This window comes from Paenibacillus sp. 2KB_22, from assembly GCF_052115745.1.
Taxonomy (GTDB): Bacteria; Bacillota; Bacilli; order Paenibacillales; family Paenibacillaceae; genus Paenibacillus.
The window spans coordinates 911,614-932,669 of sequence record NZ_JBFRHG010000001.1 but is presented as its reverse complement, the minus strand read 5'-3'; the positions used below and the strand labels follow the sequence as shown (position 1 = coordinate 932,669).

General features: G+C 47.2%; 19 protein-coding genes. 13 read left to right on the top strand and 6 right to left on the bottom strand.

The genetic code is table 11. From position 1 onward, the window contains the following. Positions 1-182: 182 nt before the first annotated feature. The 10 genes from AB4111_RS03770 to AB4111_RS03725 all read left to right on the top strand — a co-directional run bounded on the left by AB4111_RS03770 (position 183) and on the right by AB4111_RS03725 (position 11,784). Positions 183-1,052 carry an effector binding domain-containing protein gene (locus AB4111_RS03770; RefSeq protein ID WP_442030527.1) on the top strand — a complete coding sequence of 290 codons (870 nt, stop codon included), beginning with the start codon at positions 183-185 and terminating at the stop codon, positions 1,050-1,052. 41 nt (positions 1,053-1,093) lie between these two features. Next, complete coding sequence (locus tag AB4111_RS03765) at positions 1,094-1,552, top strand: VanZ family protein (RefSeq protein WP_442030526.1); 459 nt, start codon at positions 1,094-1,096, stop codon at positions 1,550-1,552. A gap of 366 nt (positions 1,553-1,918) precedes the next feature. Beyond that, complete coding sequence (locus AB4111_RS03760) at positions 1,919-3,610, top strand: glycoside hydrolase family 13 protein (RefSeq protein WP_442030525.1); 1,692 nt, start codon at positions 1,919-1,921, stop codon at positions 3,608-3,610. Positions 3,611-3,703: 93 nt separating this feature from the next. Continuing rightward, entirely contained in the window at positions 3,704-4,396 is a 693-nt protein-coding gene (locus AB4111_RS03755; protein ID WP_339242027.1) for a metal-dependent hydrolase, read from the top strand. Between the two features lie 238 nt (positions 4,397-4,634). Continuing rightward, positions 4,635-5,990, top strand: a complete 1,356-nt coding sequence (gene dctA, locus AB4111_RS03750) for a C4-dicarboxylate transporter DctA (RefSeq protein WP_339260736.1) — start codon at positions 4,635-4,637, stop codon at positions 5,988-5,990. A gap of 324 nt (positions 5,991-6,314) precedes the next feature. Continuing rightward, a complete protein-coding gene (treC, locus tag AB4111_RS03745) occupies positions 6,315-8,036 on the top strand; it encodes an alpha,alpha-phosphotrehalase (RefSeq protein WP_442030524.1) in 1,722 nt (573 codons plus the stop codon). Between the two features lie 28 nt (positions 8,037-8,064). Then, complete coding sequence (gene treP / locus AB4111_RS03740; RefSeq protein WP_253434519.1) at positions 8,065-10,086, top strand: PTS system trehalose-specific EIIBC component; 2,022 nt, start codon at positions 8,065-8,067, stop codon at positions 10,084-10,086. A gap of 217 nt (positions 10,087-10,303) precedes the next feature. Next, positions 10,304-11,152 carry a chemotaxis protein gene (locus AB4111_RS03735; protein WP_442030523.1) on the top strand — a complete coding sequence of 283 codons (849 nt, stop codon included), beginning with the start codon at positions 10,304-10,306 and terminating at the stop codon, positions 11,150-11,152. 87 nt (positions 11,153-11,239) lie between these two features. Continuing rightward, positions 11,240-11,503: a YkgJ family cysteine cluster protein gene (locus AB4111_RS03730; protein WP_442030522.1), complete on the top strand. Its 264-nt coding sequence runs from the start codon at positions 11,240-11,242 to the stop codon at positions 11,501-11,503. A gap of 77 nt (positions 11,504-11,580) precedes the next feature. Beyond that, positions 11,581-11,784, top strand: a complete 204-nt coding sequence (locus tag AB4111_RS03725; protein ID WP_339242039.1) for a hypothetical protein — start codon at positions 11,581-11,583, stop codon at positions 11,782-11,784. Between the two features lie 131 nt (positions 11,785-11,915). Here AB4111_RS03725 and AB4111_RS03720 read toward each other — a convergent pair whose 3' ends face one another. From AB4111_RS03720 to AB4111_RS03710, 3 genes are all read right to left on the bottom strand, one after another. Then, positions 11,916-13,031 (bottom strand): AbrB family transcriptional regulator, encoded by a 1,116-nt coding sequence (locus AB4111_RS03720; protein WP_442030521.1) that lies wholly within the window; start codon positions 13,029-13,031, stop codon positions 11,916-11,918. 144 nt (positions 13,032-13,175) lie between these two features. Beyond that, on the bottom strand, positions 13,176-14,489 hold the full coding sequence (locus tag AB4111_RS03715) for an MFS transporter (RefSeq protein WP_442030520.1): 1,314 nt from the start codon (positions 14,487-14,489) through the stop codon (positions 13,176-13,178). A 77-nt stretch (positions 14,490-14,566) separates the two neighbouring features. Beyond that, the gene (locus AB4111_RS03710) at positions 14,567-15,271 is read right to left on the bottom strand and encodes an O-methyltransferase (RefSeq protein ID WP_442030519.1); all 705 of its coding nucleotides are present in this window, start codon (positions 15,269-15,271) and stop codon (positions 14,567-14,569) included. 137 nt (positions 15,272-15,408) lie between these two features. On the opposite strand from AB4111_RS03710, the gene AB4111_RS03705 reads away from it, so the two are divergent. Continuing rightward, entirely contained in the window at positions 15,409-16,305 is an 897-nt protein-coding gene (locus AB4111_RS03705; RefSeq protein ID WP_442030518.1) for a LysR family transcriptional regulator, read from the top strand. Between the two features lie 61 nt (positions 16,306-16,366). Here AB4111_RS03705 and AB4111_RS03700 read toward each other — a convergent pair whose 3' ends face one another. Both AB4111_RS03700 and AB4111_RS03695 read right to left on the bottom strand, forming a co-directional pair. Then, complete coding sequence (locus tag AB4111_RS03700) at positions 16,367-17,086, bottom strand: YoaK family protein (RefSeq protein WP_442030517.1); 720 nt, start codon at positions 17,084-17,086, stop codon at positions 16,367-16,369. 85 nt (positions 17,087-17,171) lie between these two features. After that, positions 17,172-18,050 (bottom strand): alpha/beta hydrolase family protein, encoded by an 879-nt coding sequence (locus AB4111_RS03695; protein ID WP_442030516.1) that lies wholly within the window; start codon positions 18,048-18,050, stop codon positions 17,172-17,174. A gap of 256 nt (positions 18,051-18,306) precedes the next feature. On the opposite strand from AB4111_RS03695, the gene AB4111_RS03690 reads away from it, so the two are divergent. Both AB4111_RS03690 and AB4111_RS03685 read left to right on the top strand, forming a co-directional pair. Further along, entirely contained in the window at positions 18,307-19,050 is a 744-nt protein-coding gene (locus tag AB4111_RS03690; RefSeq protein WP_062834047.1) for a GTP pyrophosphokinase, read from the top strand. 6 nt (positions 19,051-19,056) lie between these two features. Continuing rightward, positions 19,057-20,292, top strand: a complete 1,236-nt coding sequence (locus tag AB4111_RS03685) for a multidrug effflux MFS transporter (protein WP_442030515.1) — start codon at positions 19,057-19,059, stop codon at positions 20,290-20,292. Between the two features lie 94 nt (positions 20,293-20,386). On the opposite strand, the gene AB4111_RS03680 is transcribed toward AB4111_RS03685, so the two are convergent. Then, positions 20,387-20,980 (bottom strand): hypothetical protein, encoded by a 594-nt coding sequence (locus tag AB4111_RS03680; RefSeq protein WP_442030514.1) that lies wholly within the window; start codon positions 20,978-20,980, stop codon positions 20,387-20,389. Positions 20,981-21,056 lie beyond the last annotated feature (76 nt).

The window sequence follows — 21,056 nt, the reverse complement described above, 5'->3', positions numbered from 1 at the left end:
TTGTGGAACAAGGGGATTTTGGCATACATTTTATTATAGTGACATTCAGAATGAAGAGAAACGGATTTCACTTATCCTAACTCATACAAGTTCGCACACAAAATCAAAAAAATGTTACGGATCTCAGTCATACTACATAAGAAATCGTTTGATATTTCGAATGAGATAGGGGACACGATGTTATGGATCATTACACACGAATTCAGCTTGCGATTGAGTATCTGGAGCAGCATTTGCAGGATGATTTTAATATCAGAGAGACGTCTGCTGCTGCGAGCTTTTCGGCGTTTCATTTTCAACGTTTATTTCAGGCGATCACCGGATTCACTGTACTGGAATATGTGCGCAGACGAAGATTAACGGAGGCTGCCAGGATGCTGCGGGGCTCATCGGAAGGCATATTGGATATTGCGATGAACTTTGGCTATCAATCCCAGGAGGCGTTTACCCGTGCATTTTCAGCCTACTTTGGAAAGACACCCGCGAAGCTGCGCAAGTTGGAAGCGGATCAGTTGTCTCTTTTGAAGATGCAACAGAGCATTGATTTTAATGATTATCGAACTTCGCTTAATGGAACATTCCATATGAACACACCCCGTCTGGTCACACGGGAACCGAACTGGATTGCCGGCTATGAATATAAGACCAACCTGAATGACAATCAGCATTATGCTGAAATACCTGGATTTTATCACGATTTTGGTGTGGAACAGAGATTCATGGCGATCCCGGAGAGGACACGCCCTGATATGGCTTATGGTGTGGCTTGTCATTTCGAAGAGGATGGAGCATTTTCTTTTATTGTGGGTGAAGAGAGCAGTGGAGCATCTCAGGTGCTTGAACCCGGTTTTACCTCGATTGAAATTCCGGGAGGCTTGTATGCAGAGTTCACCGTGGAAGGCTCAGGGCAGGATATCAGGAAAATGATCTATGGCAGTTGGCTGCCACAGTCGAACTATGAACGGAGGGAAGGACCGGACTTTGAAGTGACGGATGTCTGGAAATCAACTCCTGAACAATTGGACATGAAGATCTATATCCCGTTAAAATAGACCTACCGCTTCGCGGAAAACAAGGTCGGAGGATAGAGGGAATGAACGAAAAGTCGTGGCTCCACTCCAAGTGGATACTTGCAACGGTTGGTTTCATGGCAGTGTTATACGTATTGATCATGGGCAATTTACTGTTTGTCAGTGGACGAACACCAGGCATGTATTATCAATATAATCTCGTCCCCTTTGAGACCATTCGGCCACTTCTATTGGAGAGGGAGAGGTACCATACAGATGCCTGGGTCAAGAATTTGTTCGGCAATATCGTATTGTTCATTCCACTGGGCATCTGGATTCCGTGGTTGTTTCGGAGGTGTCGTTCGTTCCTGACCTTTACATCCACAGTTGTTTTGCTTCTGCTTGGTGTTGAAGTCACCCAATTGATTACACGTGTAGGTTCGTTCGATGTGGATGACATTATTCTGAACACAGTCGGTGCCTGGATTGGTTACGCCGGATTTAAACTATTCTTATTCTCACCAAGAAAGACTCGTAAATGAGCCGCAGATCGCGGTCCATGACCGGGTCTTTTTGCATAAGAACCCTTACTAATGTTTACAAGGGAATCATTTCGGATAAAACATATTAACGGCTTAATATAGTGAACAGAGATCATATATAAATTTAACTAAACATTTACACGAAACGGAGAGGACAGAAATAACCTGAAGAAGCGAACGCGTTCGCCTAAAAGCTTTCTGAAAGAAAGCTGCATCGGAAGCATAGGCTATCACCGGATTTTCCCCTTATAGGGGGAATTCATAAAATCTGGGGATAACAGCGATTGGAAGGTTGTTCTGTCATCGGAGTGTCCAGTGTAAATATCCTTTAGTTCAATTTATATATAGTACAAAGATGAAAGCGAGGTGGGCGATATAGTTTGGTGGAAAGAGAGTGTGGTATACCAGATTTACCCGAACAGCTTCAAGGATTCGGACGGAGACGGATATGGCGACTTGCAGGGGATCTGTGAGAAGCTCGATTATTTAGAGAATTTGGGCGTGGATGTGATCTGGCTCTGTCCCATATATGATTCACCAGGACATGATAACGGATACGATATACGTGATTATTACGCCATTCTGCGCAAGTATGGCACGATGGAGGATTTTGATCGCTTATTGGCAGAGGCACACAAACGTGGTCTTAAGATCATGATGGATCTGGTGTTAAATCATACGTCGGATGAACATGCGTGGTTTGCCGAATCGCGTTCATCAAAGATGAATCCGAAGCGGGATTATTATATTTGGCGTTCAGGCAAAAATGGGCAGGTGCCAAATAATTGGGAATCCTATTTTGGAGGTTCAGTATGGAAGCATGATCCCGAGACGAATGAATATTATCTGCATCTGTATTCGGAACAGCAGCCCGATCTCAACTGGAACAATGAACAGATGGCAGAAGAAATGTATGAGATGGTGCATTGGTGGCTGGAAAAAGGGGTAGACGGATTCCGTTTCGATGCAGTGGCGCATATCGCCAAGGCAGAGGGTCTGCCAAGTGCCCACAATCCGAATAATCTGCCAGTGGTTCCAGCCTATCAGCTCTTTTCCAACCTGGAACAGGTACACTCAATCCTGAAGAAGCTGAATAACATGATCCTGAAACCTTACGGCCCCATGACAGTTGGCGAAACTTCGGGACTTGGGCCTGAGCAAGCGCTGGCTTATGTGGGAACGGATCGTGACGAGCTTAATATGGTATTCCAGTTTGAGCATATGTTCATCGATGCCAAATCTTCCGGAATCGGTAAGTGGAACTATAAGGAATGGAAATTGACCGATCTCAAAGAAATCATGAGCCGGTGGCAAACGGTTTTGCATGGTAGAGGTTGGAACGCTAATTATATGGGTAACCATGATCAGCCACGCCCGGTTTCCCGTTTTGGTGATGATGGTAAATATCGGGTGCGTTCTGCTCAGATGCTGGCGACGTGGATGCTTACACTTGAAGGAACACCCTACATCTATCAGGGAGAAGAGATCGGCATGACCAATGTCGCTTTCCCGGATATCGAGCAATATCGGGATATTGAGACGAAAAATTATTATAATCATTACATTGGTCAAGGTAAGTCGAAGCATGAAGTCATGCAGGCGATTTGGTTGAAGAGTCGCGATAATGCCCGCACGCCGATGCAATGGGATGATACGGAACACGCTGGATTTACCCAAGGTCAGCCTTGGATACAGGTGAATGATAATTATCCCGAGATTAATGTAGCTGATGCCGAAAGTGATCCGCAATCCATTTTGCATTATTACAGGAAGCTGATTGCGCTTCGCAAACAACATAAAGTGCTTATCTATGGCGCGTATGAACTACTGCTGCCGGATGATCCGGATATCTATGCCTATACACGAACGCTGGATGATGAGAAGATGTTGGTCATTCTGAATTTCCGTGGGCATGAGCCTGAGATGGAGTGGCCTGAAGGGTGGGATGCGGAGCATGCCAAGCTGATCATCAGCAATGTAAGCAGACGTTATTCTACCGATGAAGGTGCCATTCAGCTTCAACCGTATGAAGCAAGGGTATATCGTAGGAAGCAGTGAGGCGGAAGATATCCAATTTTGCGTTGGTGAAGAGTTATGATTTATAATCAATATTGGTTTCAAAATAATAAAACATGTCGGGAGGAATCCGAGTTGTTGAATATTACGTTCCATGGTCACTCCAGTGTACAGCTGGGCACAGAAGAAAAGTCACTGATCATTGATCCCTTCCTGCGTGGCAACGAGCTTGCCGTCACGAAGCCTGAAGATATCAAGACCGATGTTGTGTTGCTGACACATGCACATATGGATCACATCCTCGATGCTGAACCTATTGCCAAAGCGAATAACGCCAAAGTTGTGGCTATTGTGGAATTGGCTACATATATGTCCTGGAAGGGTCTGGATACGCTCGGCATGAATATGGGCGGAACGGTGGATCTTGGCTTTGCTCAAGCCAAAATGATTCAGGCGTTCCATACTTCCGGGATTGTGTTGGAAGAAGAACAACGGATTATGTATGCGGGTTTGCCTGCTGGATATATCATTACAATTGGTGGTAAAACGATTTTGCATGCTGGAGACACGAGTCTCTTCGGGGATATGAAAATGATTGGTGATCGTCATGATATTGATGTAGCTTTCTTGCCGATCGGTGGACATTTCACCATGGGACCAGAGGATGCACTGCAAGCGGCCGAATGGTTCAATGCCAAACTGACAATTCCAGTTCATTATGATACATTCCCGGTGATTCGTCAGGATGCGGAACATTTCGTGCAACAGCTGGCTGCAAAAGGGTTGGAAGGGCGTGTGCTGGCTCCGGGAGATTCTCTTACCCTATAAACCACATTTAACCCCTGTTCAATAATAAATGTATTTTTGGATAAAGACGAATATCACGTCAAGATAACTGACGCGATATTCGTCTTTTTTCGGTTTCAGGTTCAATTTTCACCGTTAGACTTGGTACAAATGACAAAAACATTGAAATTCCATTGTTGAACGCTCGTCTGGAATGATATAAAAAGTTACACGGAAACCAAACGGAAATCCGAATTGACCGCAAACAGGGGGAGCGTTCATGTCATTTGTGAAATCACTATTTTTTCAAATTATTGTCGCGGTAATCATCGGGATTGGGGTAGGCATACTGTGGCCGGATCTGGGTAGCTTGCTGCAGCCGCTCGGAACAGGTTTCATCAAATTGATCAAAATGATCATCGCACCACTGATTTTCATGGTGATTGTGACAGGCATTGCCAAGATCGGGGATCTGAAGTCGGTAGGTCGCATTGGACTGAAAGCCATCGTATGGTTCGAGATTGCAACTACAGTGGCGCTGGTGCTTGGACTGGGGACAGCCAATCTGCTTCGCCCAGGTGCCGGAATGAACGTAGACCCTTCAACCATAGACGCAAGTGGCATTGAAGCGAAAACGAATGGTTCCGAGTTACCGCACACGGTAGACTTTATCATGAATATTATTCCGACAAGTGTTGTGGATGCCTTCGCACAGAATGCACTTCTGCAAGTACTGCTCGTAGCCTGCCTGTTCGGGGTTGCGTTGGCAGCAACGGAGAGTAAGGCGAAAGAAAATGTACTGACGCTGATTGAGAACTTGCTCGGCATTGTGTTCCGCATCATCGGTTATATCATGAAACTTGCACCGATTGGTGCATTTGGAGCCATGGCCTACACGGTAGGTGCCTATGGGGCTTCCACATTGTCGTCCTTTGGTCTGTTGATTCTGGCCTGTTACGGCGCAGCACTGTTGTTTCTCATCATGTTGGCACTCGCTGCCTGGTGGATCACAGGGCTGAATTTCCTGCAATTTGTGAAGTATACTCGTGCTGAAGTTATGCTGGCGATTGGAACAGGATCATCGGAAGTGGTGATGCCACGCATGATGGACAAACTAACCAAGGCGGGATGCGATCGTGCGGTTGTGGGTCTTGTGGTGCCGACGGGGTACTCGTTCAATCTGGATGGTGCTTCAATCTATTTATCATTGGCAACGGTATTTGTTGCTCAAGCCGTAGGGATTGAACTGACATTGATGCAGCAGATTACGATTCTGCTGGTGTTGATGTTAAGTTCCAAAGGTATGGCAGGAGTACCTGGCTCCGCATTTCTGGCCCTGTCCGCAACGGCAGTAGCCGTCAATGCTTTTCCGGTAGCAGCGGTTGCTCTGCTGCTTGGTGCAGACCGTTTCATGGATACAATGCGTGTTTTCACAAACCTGATGGGCAACTGTGTTGCAGCATTTGTGGTTGCAAAATGGGAAGGTTTGCTGGATCAGAAAAGAATGCGTGCCGTACTCTCTGGTGAGATCAGTGCTGCTGAACTGGAAAGGGAAGAACAAGCTGCGCTCTCCTTACTGAAGTTGAATCTGCAGGACAAACAGGGGAAAGCTTCCGTTTCACCAGAGATGTCATAAGAGGATGTGCCTACCACAAACCAGTACAACAACCATTTAATTATATCCAACCAAGTATAACCAAGATAGACCGTCTGTTGCCCACACCACTTGTGGGGAGAACAGACGGTTTTTTGTTGTACCAATACAGATATCATGGAGTTCACGAACGCTGATTCCAAAATAAATGTTACAGAGGAAAGGTTTATGGGGAATGAGTAGAAGAGGCGAAGAATATACATATTATAGTTTCAACTTGTATATACATGTTTAGTTATGTAATATAGATATGAAGTTAACCGAGAACATCACATGAGAGCATTACAATTTATTGGAGGCGTTAACATGAGTTCTAACAATACAACTCCGTCATCTTGGTGGAAGACATCAACGGTGTATCAGGTATATCCGAAGAGTTTTAATGATACAACCGGATCGGGTACCGGAGATATTCGTGGATTAACCGAGAAGCTTGATTATTTGCAGCATCTGGGTATCGATATTGTGTGGTTGCAGCCGGTATATGTATCCCCGCAACATGATAATGGATATGACGTAGCGGACTATTACCGGATTAATCCGGATTATGGGACGATGGAGGATTTTGACGAGCTGTTGAAAGGTCTGAAGGCTCGCGATATGAAACTGATGATTGATATCGTGGTAAATCACTCCTCGACCGATCATGAGTGGTTCCAGCAATCCCGCTCTTCCAAGGATAATCCGTATCGAGATTATTATATTTGGAAAGATCCTGCCCCGGATGGCGGTGTGCCGAACAACTGGCAATCCAAGTTCGGTGGACCTGCTTGGCAGTATGATGAACAGACGGGACAATATTTCCTGACTTTATTTGATAAAACGCAGGCAGATCTGAATTGGGAGAATGAGGAAGTACGCAAAGCTGTACGGGATATGATTAAGTTTTGGGCCGAAAAGGGTGTAGACGGTTTCCGTATGGACGTGATCAACCTAATCTCCAAAGATCAGCGTTTCCCGGATGACGATGGCAGCGTATCGCCTGGTGATGGACGCAAGTACTACACAGATGGACCGCGTGTACATGAATATATCACCGAGATGTACGACGAAGTATTCGGACCGTACAACATGGTGACCGTAGGAGAAATGTCCTCCACAACACTGGAACATTGTATCCAATATTCGAACCCGGCTTCCCGGGAGTTTTCAATGACGTTTAACTTCCATCACCTGAAAGTGGATTATCCGAATGGTCAGAAGTGGGAACTGATGCCGTATGATTTTGAAGCGATGAAGCAGCTCTTCAGTGAGTGGCAGACAGGCATGCAGGCCGGTGGAGGCTGGAACGCACTGTTCCTGAATAACCACGATCAGCCGCGAGCACTGTCCCGATTCGCCGATGATGGTGACTATCGTGCCGAGAGTGCCAAGATGCTCGCGACAACGATACACGGAATGCAAGGTACGCCTTATGTGTATCAGGGTGAAGAGATCGGAATGCCGAATCCAGTCTGGAATGACGTTAGCGAGTTCCGCGATATCGAATCGACGAACATGTACCGCTTGCTTCAGGAAGAACGAGGGAAATCAGCGGAGGAAGCGTTCGAAATCGTGAAGGAGCGTTCCCGGGATAACTCCCGCACACCGATGCAGTGGAATGGAAGTCAGAACGCCGGCTTCACTACGGGAACACCTTGGCTGAAGGTGGATGAGCGGTATCCTTCCATTCACGTGGAACAGCAGCTGGCTGACCCGGATTCGATCTACTACCATTACCGCAGATTGATTGCCCTGCGTAAACAGGTAAACGTGCTGATCGACGGTCTGTATGAACGCTTGGATGATGCACACCCGGATGTATTTGCGTACGCACGGACCAATGGAAGTGAAACCCTGATTGTGGTATCCAACTTCAGTAAACGGGACGTCACATTCTCGCTTCCTGAAGTAGTCTGGAATGATCATATTGCAGGCAAATCAGCTGAATTACTCATTGGTAATACAGAGGCGGCCCCTGCTCTGACGCAGGAAATCTCCCTCAGTCCGTATGCATCCTATATGTGGCTTGTACCACAACAGGACTAATCATATTTTATAAATAGGAAGTGACACTATGGCAATTGATAAAAAACAGGTTGAGGAGATCGTCCGGGCAGTCGGCGGCAAAGAGAATATTGAAGCTGCAACACACTGTGTTACACGACTCCGGTTTGCCTTGTATGATGAGAGTAAAGTGGATACCGAAAGCCTGGATCAGAATGACCTGGTTAAAGGACAGTTCTCTTCCCAGGGACAATTCCAGGTCGTTATTGGGCCTGGTCTGGTGGATAAGGTCTATGATGAGATGATTCAGATTACCGGGGGAGATCGTTCTTCCAAGGATGATGTGAAGGCGGTCGCTGGTAAAAAGCAAAATCCAATTCAGCGAGCGATTAAAACACTCTCGGATATTTTCATTCCAATCTTGCCAGCGATCATTACTGCAGGTCTTTTGCTCGGGATTAACAATATTCTGACAGGTCCAGGCATTTTCTTTGATGGAAAATCACTGGTGGATGTCTACCCAGCCTGGAAGGATCTTGCGTCCATTATTAATACAATTGCGAGTACAGCCTTTACGTTCCTGCCAGCTCTAATTGGTTGGGCAGCTGTAAAAAGGTTTGGCGGCAGTCCGCTGCTCGGGATCGTGCTTGGTCTCATTCTGGTACATCCCGATCTGCTGAGTGCATACGGTTATGCTGATGCCGTGAATAATGGCACAGTACCAACATGGAATTTGTTTGGCTGGGAGATTGAGAAGATCGGTTACCAAGGGCAGGTACTGCCGGTACTGGTATCAGCCTATCTGCTTGCGAAGATGGAAATTTTCCTGAACAAAAGAGTTCATGATTCCATTAAACTGCTGGTCGTTGCACCAGTCACGTTGCTGATTACCGGATTCCTGGCATTTACGATTATTGGACCGGTTACATTCGCCATTGCGAATGCAATAACATCCGGCTTGATCTATGTATACGATTCATACGCGGCGCTGGGCGGTCTGATATACGGTGGTCTATATGCTCTGCTCGTTATCACCGGTATGCATCACACATTCCTCGCGGTGGATGTTCAGCTCATTGGTAGTCAGGGCGGTACGTTCCTGTGGCCGATGCTGGCATTGTCCAATATCGCACAGGGTTCAGCGGCACTTGCGATGATGCTTGTCCTGCGTGAGAAGAAAATGAGAGGACTTGCGGCAACGTCCTCGGTATCAGCATTCCTCGGGGTAACTGAGCCGGCGATCTTCGGAGTGAATATCCGTTACCGTTATCCGTTTATCTTCGGTATGGTCGGTTCCGCAATTGGTGGTGTGCTGCTGACGATAAATAATGTTCAGGCAACCTCCATCGGTGTAGGTGGCGTACCGGGATTCCTGTCGATTTTCCCTAACAAGTGGGGCGTCTTCTTCATCGGCATGGCGATCGTCTTGGTTGTACCGTTTGTATTGACGGTCCTTTTTGGCAGAGCCAAACTGAGAAAAGAAGATCGGAGTGCAAGCAACGGAACGGATGCTGAGCCTACAGCGGCTACATCGCAATCTGCTGCTTCGGGTGTTACCTCTTCGACTGGCAAAACAGATCCAAACCAGCGCACACGTAGTGCAGCTCAAGTAGGGGACGAAGCAGTAAATACGCTTGAAATCATGGCGCCATTAACAGGCCAGGCCGTGTCACTGGAGCAAGTACCTGATCCGGCTTTTGCCGAGAAACAGATGGGTGAGGGTGTAGCCATTGAGCCTTCCGGCAACGTTGTTGTTGCCCCGTTTGATGCTCAGGTAGCTCATGTGATTAAAAGTAAACATGCGGTAATTCTTGAACACGCGAGTGGACTACAAGTTCTGATCCATGTCGGGATTAATACGGTATCCCTCAAGGGTGAAGGTTTCAATATGCATGTCGAAGCTGGCGAGCATGTTAAGGCTGGGCAAAAGCTGTTGGAGTTTGATCGTAAGGTCATTGAAGATGCGGGATACCCGCTGATTACTCCGATTATCATTCCAGATGGTCAGGATATGGTTGAACGGGTGGAAGTCACAACAGGTGATGTTACATCCAATCAGAATGGTGTGCTGAAGGTTCATCTGAAAGGTTAATTAAATACAACTACATGAAGGGGCTGCGGATGTGCAGCTCCTTTTTGCTGTATGATCGTTATTTCCATGGTTATCATGGTAAACTGTATATAAAATGGAAGAATCACATTTTTAAGATAATGGTCACTAGAAGGTATCGTTTGACATAACAAGCTACAGGCATGTTCGAGTAGTGGCGTTCATATGGTGGAGAAAGAGTTCCTAGAGGAGGAGAGCCATGACACGTGTTGCGGTGATGGTCATTCATGGGCTGGGTATGCGAAAGGAAGGGTACGCGGACAAGCTGATTACTTCTTTGCATAAGGAATTGGACAAGGTGATGGTCTTGCCTGGAGCCTCCAAACAGATGCTGGATATTGAGCCCGTATATTGGGCGGATGTATTTGAGGAGCGGGAAGAGGCGTTGTTTCAACAGCTCGTCAGCTCTCCGGGATTGAATTACCAGGCGCTGCGACGATTTGTCATCCATTACCTGGCTGACGCGGTTGCATATCAACCTGTGGAAAATCAAGGCCATAACTATGATGCCGTACATCGAACGTTGAATCAGGCGATGCATACCCTTGCACAGCGTAACGGACCCGAAGCTCCGCTCTGTGTGGTTGCCCACAGTTTGGGTGCCGTAATCGCGAGTAACTTCTTCTACGATATGCAATATCCGTCCAGTCGTGTTCCTGAGATTGTGGATGTGAACTCGGCTTTGGAGCGGGGGGACACGCTGACTAATTTTTACTCGTTTGGTACAACCCTGCCCTTATGGAGTTTACGTTACCATGACTTTAGTTGCCCAATTCAGGTGCCCTCTGCCCAGGTGAATCAATATTATGCTGGACTGGAAGGGGAGTGGGTGAACTTCTACGATCGGGATGATATTCTGGGTTATCCGTTACGCCCCATTGATCCTGCGTATGAGAGAGCGGTTAAAGAAGACATTGAAGTGAACTCTGGCGGCGTGGCTATGAGTTGGAATCCGCTAAGTCATGGGGGGTATTTTTCGAATCGAAGCATGAATCGGAGAATCGCGCAGGGGCTCGCACGAACCTGGACCTGGATAAATCGCTCATAATTAAGAGGTAGTTCAAAAACTGAAAACCGTTCTTTTTACAACACATATTGCAAGTACTATAGTTATTGAAATTAGGAGGGAATACGTATGGAATGCAGGACAGGCTGTGCCGCATGTTGTATCGCGATTTCCATATCATCACCGATACCGGGCATGGCTCATGGCAAGCCGGCAGGTGTACGTTGTGTGCAGCTTACGGATGATAATCGCTGCGGAATTTTTGGCCAAAAAGATCGTCCTGCCGTATGCAGTGGATTGCAGGCTGAGGAAGAGATGTGTGGTAGCACCGATCAGGAAGCATTTGATATTCTAACCTGGTTGGAGCAAGAAACTGCACCGAAAGAAGTTTGAGTGGCTTGTTTTAATTAAATAGGATAATTATACTTAATATGGAAGAAGGTCGATTAGGGAGAGGAGACTTGCATACCGTGGGACTTGTTAAACGTTTTGTATTGGTTGTTGTGAATATGATCGGAGAGTTATGGATGGGCTTTTACCGACGTAACTCGGATTATTATGATCATCAGACTTCGGGGTCCAAGAGCAAGATGGGGTATTATGCATTTATTATTGGGGCAACGGTAGTTACGGTGGGCATTGTGGGCTGGATGTACAACCGAATTTATTCATGAGTAGTCATTTCGGTTATAAGCGAACAGGCCAAATGCCGCTGAAGTGAAGTCTGTACAAATAAAAGAGAGTATCCGCAGGATGTGATATCAAGAGGGTACTCTCTTTGGCATGGGATCAGGCAGGAATATAATCATTGTAGACTAGGATATTCTTTATTTCCTTTCAACATATGTACGAGAATCATCTTGAGTACAGAAGAGACGATGAAGAAAATAAACAAGATGCGGAACAATTGATACCCCGATACTACGGAAAGGTCGGCATTCACTTCATGTGCCATGATACTCATCTGATCCATTCCGCCAGGGGCCATACTTAGTAGTGAGGTAGCCGCTGTGAGGGAGAACACATTCATTAACAGATAACTCAATCCAAGCGCACCAACAATGAGCAGTACACTGCTAATCACGGCGAGGGTCACCGTCTGCGTTTTACGTTGCAACTGTTCCGGCTTGAGCATCAGTCCAACGTGACTGCCAATCATCAATTGCGATACGTTCAGCAGGGAAGTTGGAAGACTGGGCGTATGCAGTGCGGTACTTAATTGGATAACACACATGACGATCATGGGGCCCAGCATAAAGGCCGTTGGAAACCGAAGTTTGCGTGCCATCCACGCACCAGCTACACAGAGCGGAGCATAAAGGAGAATTTCGGGGAAAAGGGCATCCCATGTTGCTACGTCGATGAAAGGCTGATCCGAACCGCCACCTGCTGTGCCTCCAATCCACGGACTGAATAGCAGAAACGGAACAACGAAGACAATCATGATCAGTCGAGTCACCTGCAAAAAGGTAACCAGCGTCAGATTGATGGATTTCATCTCTTCTGCAAGGGACACCATCTGGGACAGTCCTCCTGGGATGCTTCCAACCAGCAGGGAGGGGAAGTCAAAGTCGGTTACCTTTGAAGCGATGTAGGCCGTAATTACACACAATCCGATTAACAGCAAGGTCATCAGCAGCATCATGGGAAGTTGTTGCAGAATGCCGTGCAGTGCCTCTTCTGTTAAGGTGAGTCCAATCGAATAGCCAACAATCAGAATGCCATAGTCTCGAATGGAGGCGGGCCACATGAGTGGCCATTTGGCAACTTGGGAACCAAGCAGCATGAATACCATTGGCCCGAGCAACCATGGGATCGGTGTATGAATGGCTGTGAACAGTAATCCACCAAGAACAGCGACACCCAGACTAAGAAAAAACCGAAAGACAACATAGGAACCAAGCTTGCGCATCAGTTCCATTTGTTTAGCCTACCGGTTGAATGAGGGGGTATGAGATACAGGTATTCATTCAGGTTCAATGGAAGATTCATGTTCATGTGTGATCACTCCTGATGATGAGATACGTTGCTTATCTGCGGAACAACCAGGCTGTTATTGTCCTGCTCATGCTTCTCCTGCAAGAGTAGCAGCGGAAGGTTTGGGTTCTCTGAACATTACATAGTACATCAATGATGAAATGACATATAAACTGCCTGTGATGCTGAATGTGATCGCGTAACCCCAGTACGTTCCGTACGTGGTGACCAGATAGGATTGAACGGGGCCCATGGTAGCCCATCCAATCATGAAAGCAGTCTGCATCAGTGAATTGGCGATCCCGCGACGTTTGTCGGAGATCCGATCCACCAGTATGGCTGAATGAATGGGATTGGCTGCATTCATCAACGCTTGTCTGAACAAGAAACTCAGCGAAGCGATGAACAACAGATTGGTGAAGCCTGTTAATAGAAGGAAGGGCAGAGACATGACCTGGAAAATGACAACGGCTCGTACGCTCCCGACCCTTGCGGCCAGGGTAGGACCAATCAGCATGGATACAATCGTCATAATCTGACCAAGTGCAATCAGCAGACTCATCCCACTCAGAGATACCGAGAAGCGATTGGTGAAATACAGATTAAGGTATGGGACAACCAGTCCTGAACCTAATCCGATTAATAACTGGGTTACTACAAACTGACCAATCAGTCGGGAATCTTTTTTCTTGGTGACTGAATCATTCGTGCTCGGGGTATTCGTCAAACGTTCTTTAAGATCCGCATTGGGTTGAAGATCAGATTGCGCCGAAGTTGTTGTCTGCGGAGCGGCCTTGTCTTCGGTTACAAATAACAGTGGAATGAACGCAGCGAGTGTTGCTGCACCACCAACAAATAATACCGTCTGAAGTCCTGTCACTTTGGCGAGTCCTGCCGTATGTAACAAATCTGCGAATACACCGCCACCCAGGCTACCAAGCACCTGGGAAGCGAGCACAAGAGATGAATAATAACTGAACATCTTCAGCCGCTGGCTTTTCTTGACGTTTTCCGCTAGATAAGGAATGGCCAGTACTTGGAATACACCAGCGAAAAGGCCAGAAAATACCGCGAACCAGATCAGTCCTGTAGCTGAATAATCGAAGGAGCGTCCGATCAGGAAGATTCCGCTGAATAACGCCCCGGTAATGAGCAGCCGCTTGCGACTGAATAGATCACCACATAGACCGATAGGAACAAACATAATGGCTGTTGCGAGTGATTGAATACTTACGATCTGGCCGTTCATTGTATCATTATAACCCAGCCCCTGAATGTACAGATTGTACAAGACAGAGAACATGCCATTTCCGATCTGATACAGAATGCTTGCCAGGAAAAAAAGTTGAATATTGCGGGACCAGCCGCGAATTTCAGCATGAATCTGTTGTAAAACTCTCAAGTGGTTCCCTCCAGTCTGCCTGTGTAGTCATTCCAGTTTAACAGGAAAGGGGAATTTGCGGAAGAATTGACCACTGTTTATTTTGGTTCAGGGTTATCCAACACACGAGCAATGACGAATCCATCGTAACCTTTGCTACCGACCGTTTGCAGTACTGTAGCTTCAAGCCGGGGGTGATCCGCGATTAACTGCAGGAATGATCGAACACCTTGAACTCTGGGGTCCGTGCTGTCAGTGCGGATCACTTCACCGTCTCTGACGATATTGTCACCAATAATAAGACTCCCCGGACGAGTCAGTCGCATGGCCCATCTCAGATAATCGGGATTACTCGGTTTGTCAGCATCGATGAAGATCATATCAAACGGTTCCCTGTATTCTTCCTGAACATCCGGAAGGGTGGTTAAGGCAGGGCCAACTCTCAGGTCAACCTTGTGCATAAGTCCTGCACGTGTGAGATTGGTTCGAGCCAAGTCCGCGTGGCGTAATTCCGATTCCAGGGAGACGATACGTCCGTGTTCAGGCAGCGCTCTTGCCATCCAGATGGTACTGTAGCCCCCCAGTGTGCCGATTTCAAGTACACGGGATGCGCCTTGGATTTGCAGCAGGAGCTGGAGTAACTTTCCTTGATTGGGTGTTACGTCATGAGCGGGCAGTCCAGCTTCGGCATTGGTTTGCAATGTTTGCTCCAGCAGGGAATCGGAGGGGATCAGCAGATCGTTCATGTAGTCGTCGACTTGAGTCCAGGTATGCTGTAGTTGGTTCGTATTTGTATTTTTCATCTTCAATGTTCCTTCCTTGGTTCTTGTATTGGGTTTCATAATTCAACTATAGCTGGAGTAATTGTATAAATAAAATATATATTATATATGTTAATATAAATTTAAGTTATGTATTTGATATGGAAGAGGTGTAACACATGAATCTGCATGGATTACGATTATTTCATGCCATCGTGAGATATGGCGGGGTCACTCGTGCCGCAGAGGAACTGAATATTAGTCAGCCTGCTGTATCTTCCCAGGTGAAAAAGTTTGAACGTGAATTGGGAATTCAGCTTTTTGTTTCGGAGGGGAGAAGGCTGGTGCTTACAGATGCGGGGGTACAATTAACAGGTTATGCAGAACGTCTATTCTTGCTGGAGCAGGATGTCGAGAATTTTGTGCAGGATTTTCGGGAGGGTAAGAAAGGACTGATACGTCTTACAGCAACCTATTTGCCTTCGAATTTTCTGTTGCCGGCCTGGATTGCGCGGTTCAAGCAAATGCACGAGGATGTGGAGATTGTTGTGAGCACAACCAACACCCGGATGGCATTTGACCAGTTACTTCGCTATGAGGCAGAGATTGCAGTGTATGGTGGGAGTGGTATTACACATGTGGGTGTCCAATGGGACGAATTGTTTGACGATGAGATGTGGTTTGTTGTGCACCCAGACCATCCGTATGCAGGAAAAGAAATCAAGCTGCAAGAGATGATGGCAGAACCGTTCATCATGCGCGAAGAAGGCAGTGCTACACGTGAGCGACTCGTGTCCCTATGCACAACCAATAACCTGGCCGCTCCCCGCATTGCGCTTCAGTTCAACGGGCTGAATGAAACGATCAGTGCGGTGAAGGCAGGTTATGGGGCCAACTTTATATCTTCTTTGGTTGTGAAGGAAGATGTGCGGCAAGGTAAGCTAGCACGTGTGTTCGTTCGAGGAGTACAGCTGAGAAATACGGTTGCCGTATGTACACGAGCAGGGGAAGTGTTGTCACCTGCTGCACAGCATCTGGTCAAGTTTATTCGGCAAGAAGCTGCATTGATGAAATGAATAGTGCGATTGGAAAATGTGTTCAAAGGAAACAATCTACCACAAGCGAATCCTTTTTCGACTATTGGCCTTCACTTTGCTGTGACCTTCCCCATCCATGCAACCGGGCATACAAGGTTACGCCGCCAATGATCAGGACAGGAATCCAGACTGCGATCATGGGCACACGGTGGAATAGCAGTGCGGCTGCAATGACGCCGACCAAATAGATGACAACAGCACCTGCACGAAGGTAGGCGTCTGTAGACAGGGCTGTAGCTAACGATCGGATATTAGCATGTCGCAGTCTTTTAAGGATGCTTACGGTGTCCTCAACCACAGCGGCCAGATTATTGGTTAGCACGGTTGTTGAGATGCCAGCAATTCCAATTCGACGTGCCGCAGTTGTTTGCATTCCCATGGCAACGGCTAGGATGACAATTAACAGATAGGACAGTTGTTCTGAAAATGGACTAATCATGGCGATTGCGAACAGGAGGAGCAATATGCTTTCAACCGTAAATACGGCGGTGACCTTAGTAGACCAGCCATTTTTGGTCTGCACAGGTCCAACCATATGTGCTGCAATGGCATTGCCCGCAATAAAACCAATGAGAGCAAGCAATGAGCGGAGCACAACAAATTCCTGAGCACGGGCAATGGCAATACCCAATAAAACAATATTTCCTGTCATGTTGGCTGTCAGCACATGCCCCAGTCCCAGATATCCGATCACATCCACCATTCCGGCAGACATACAGAGAAGCAGCATGGCGTATTTTTGGAGGGTGCTTTGATTCATTCTATCCGTCCTTTCAAAAAAACATAGCCCTTCCAGTATACAGCCATACCCCATGCTTCTTCAAAATGAAATTCATAGCGCCAGGCTAAGGTGCAGCGAGCCAATCAAACATATTGTTTACCGCTGACTCATGTATTTTCTCGTGAAAATGATGATCCTGCCCGCCATAAGCGTGAAATGTGACGTTTGCACCTCGGCGCTTAAGCCAGTGATACATTCGGGTTCCGTGGCTATAATTCACCTGTGTATCTGATGTACCGTGCATGATCAGCACCGGACAAGACAGTTTGTTCGCTTTGGATAAGGGAGAACGGGCGAGATAAGCTTCCGGAGCTGCGCGTGGGGAACCACCTAGGACCCGTTTTAATGTGCGCCTCAGGTCGGTTCGCTCCTGGTAAGTGCGTTCCACATCGGAAACACCACTCCAAAGAACTAATTTATGTACTTTATCCGGGCCCTCATTGTAGGCAGTTGCCGTATGTACAGCATTTATGGCCCCACGGGAGAACCCCATTAACGATATCCGAGTCGAGTCGGCAAAAGGTAAATGCTGCATCAACCGGTATGCGGCATGCACATCTTCGACATCTTTCCCGCCATACTCGTCACGACCCTCACCACCTTCGTTGCCACGATAGGATGGGGCGAACACAATATAACCTTTATGTACAAACTGCTCAAGCCAAACGGTATTTACCCCGCCATAGCTGCCAAGTCCGCCACGACAATAGATCAGCACTGGCCACTGTTCTTGTGTGTGTGCGATATCATGTATTTTTGCAGCAGGGTAGTCGCTGGCGAGCGGTTGCAGATGTAGAGACTTAAGTGTGGAAGTGAAGTCCGAAAAGGCAGATGAGACAGAGCGAGGATAAGAAGATTCATATGTCGTTATATCAGGTAATGAACAACCTCGTGGCAGGAATAGATAAGCTTTAACCCGGAGTGTATCGGATGAATACGTCACTTGATAGAGCAGGGAGATCCACCTCTTTTATTAGTAATGAACGGCAAATGAATGGCCCAATGACAGGGATGCTTCTATATGATGCTCGTAAAATAATTTCCCATACCTTCCAGGCTAAATCGCCACCCCGAAGGTGAGAAATTCGTTTATTGGCTTCAGATGATTTATAATGGTTCAGGAGACATGTGGATTGACCGCTTGTCCTCATATTCATAAAACTAACTTTAGTGTGCAGAAAGAAAGGGAGAAAGCCATGATGAACGCTCCACATCCAATCGATCAATTCAAGAAATTTAAATATGAAATTACGAGATTTATGATGATCTATAAATTTGCTCTGGATCAAATGGAGACCAAGATTGAAGTATTGAAGGAAGAATTCCAGTCTCTGCATGATTACAGTCCAATTGAGCATACAAAGTCCAGACTGAAATCTCCTGAGAGCATTATGAACAAGATGTTCCGTAAAAATCATGAGTTAACGTTTGAGAGCATCAAGCAAAATATCAAGGATATCGCCGGGGTACGGATTACATGTTCCTTTATCTCGGACATCTATCGCATTAAGGATATGCTGTGCAACCAGAGTGATCTGCGTGTACTGGAGGTCAAAGACTACATCGAGAATCCGAAGCCTAATGGTTACCAGAGCCTTCACCTTCTGGTGGAAGTGCCTGTGTACATGTCCAATGGCGAGGAACGAGCATGTGTGGAGATTCAGATTCGTACGATCGCGATGGATTTCTGGGCGAGTCTGGAACATAAGATTTTTTATAAATACAATAAGGATGTTCCCGAGCATCTGACCAGGGAACTGAAAAGTGCGGCAGACTCCGCCAATGCTCTGGATCAACAGATGGAACGACTTCACCGGGAAATTCAGGAGATCAAGGACGCCGAGAACGAGCGGGATGAAGAAGAACTGCGCCGTATCATTATTAACAACCAACAGTTCACACTGCCGTCCAACTTGCTCAAACTGCTGGGTAGCGGGGAGTAGTACTCGATGAAAAGTACAATAGATTCATTGAACACGAATTCCACATCCCGTGTACGGATGGCCTTAATTCTGGGGACGCTGTCGGCCTTCGGGCCGTTGTCCCTGGATATGTATTTACCCGCATTACCTACACTGGCTGATGAGTTCGGTTCATCGACCTCGTATGCTCAACTCAGTCTGACGGCGTGTATGATTGGACTTGCGGTTGGACAGTTGCTTGCCGGACCTCTAAGTGATGTACGTGGTCGGCGAACACCGCTTATTGCAGGACTTGTGCTCTATACTATAGCTTCCATACTCTGCCTGGTCAGCCCTACGATGGGCTCTTTTGTTGTGCTGCGGTTCATTCAGGGTGTAGCCGGAGCGGCTGGGATTGTCATCTCGCGCGCAATCGTTAGAGACGTATATTCAGGCCCGGAACTGACACGGTTCTTCTCCCTGTTAATGCTGATTAACGGCGTAGCCCCGATTGCTGCACCGATCATTGGTGGACAATTGTTGACATATACGTCATGGCGGGGCGTATTTATTTTGCTTAGCCTCATCGGTATACTGACGCTGTTGGCTGTTATTTTCGGCCTTGGAGAGACATTGCCCTCCAACCGCAGATCAAGCGGGGGATTGAAACAGACGTTGATTACGTTTCGTCAAATCGCAGGCGATCGTCAGTTTATGGGTTATGCGTTGACCCAGGGTTTCGTAGCGGCTGGCATGTTTGCCTACATATCCGGTTCACCGTTTGTGCTTCAGAAAATATACGGGGTATCCCCGCAAATGTTTAGTATTTGTTTTGCCATAAACGGGCTTGGCATTATCCTGGCCAGTCAGGTTGCAGGCAGACTTGCAGGTAAGGTATCTGAAACCCGCCTGTTAATCGCAGGGCTGCTAACCGCGGCGCTGGGAGGAACATCACTGCTCATCGCCATTCTGGCTGGAGGTAATCTAATCTCTGTACTGATTCCATTATTTTTGGTGGTATCCAGTGTTGGGCTGGTCAATACTGCGTCCTTCGCCCTAGCAATGGCCAATCAGGAGAAGTCTGCAGGCAGTGCGTCTGCGCTTATTGGTGTGATGACGTTCCTGTTCGGTGGTATCGTTGCTCCACTCGTAGGTCTCGGAGGAGAAGGCACAGCTGTGCCAATGGGAATCGTTATCGCGTGTGCTGATCTCGGGGCCTTGGTGATTTACTTCCTAATGGTCAGTAGGGGCAGGAAGCGTCAGAAGGGTCAGGCGTTGAGTTAAATGTACTGATTCTGCGGTTAATAGAACGAAAAAGAGCCTCACTTGGAAGGAATCATGCTTCCAAGCGAGGCTCTTGCTGTGGGTAAGGACAAGTTTAGCAGAGCGCAAACAAAATTTGTGTATTGGACAGTATTCCTGGCGTGAGAAATGGATAGAAGTAGCCCACCACAAAACCAAACAGATTGATGGCGGGCCACATCAGGTACACATCATTGTATGTGAAGACAAGAGACCACCGGTTGTAGCAAAAGTTGGGCAGTGCACGTTCTTCGTTTTCTCGAGGTGCCGCTGCACCCGTCTGTGCAAATTGCACAGCTTGAGTGAGACTTTGCGGCTGTTGCTGGAGGAAGAGTGGAAGCAGACCCGGGCTGCTTTTGATCAGGTTATACAGAAAAATCATCTCTGCCGGAGGCTGACCTACTGGCCGGGGATAGGCACTAAGCAGCGTCGGCAGATTGCCTTGTGCCAGTTGCGCAGGTACGCCCGTTGCTGTACCCGGAATGCCTCCAGGGATATATGGACCTGGTCCTCCGCCTGGAATGAATGGAGGATAGGAGCCTTGACCGCCAGGTGTACCCGGATACGTCTGACCACCCGGTATGCCACCGCCACCTCCTGGGAACAGTGGAGGCAATTGAAAGGAACGGTCTTCTCCATAACTTATATAAGGGTTATATTCGTAATACATGTACAGAACATCCTTCCTGTCGTCGTATTCTGCATTCAGCATATGGCGGCATTCGCCTATAGGTGAATCTCGCCAA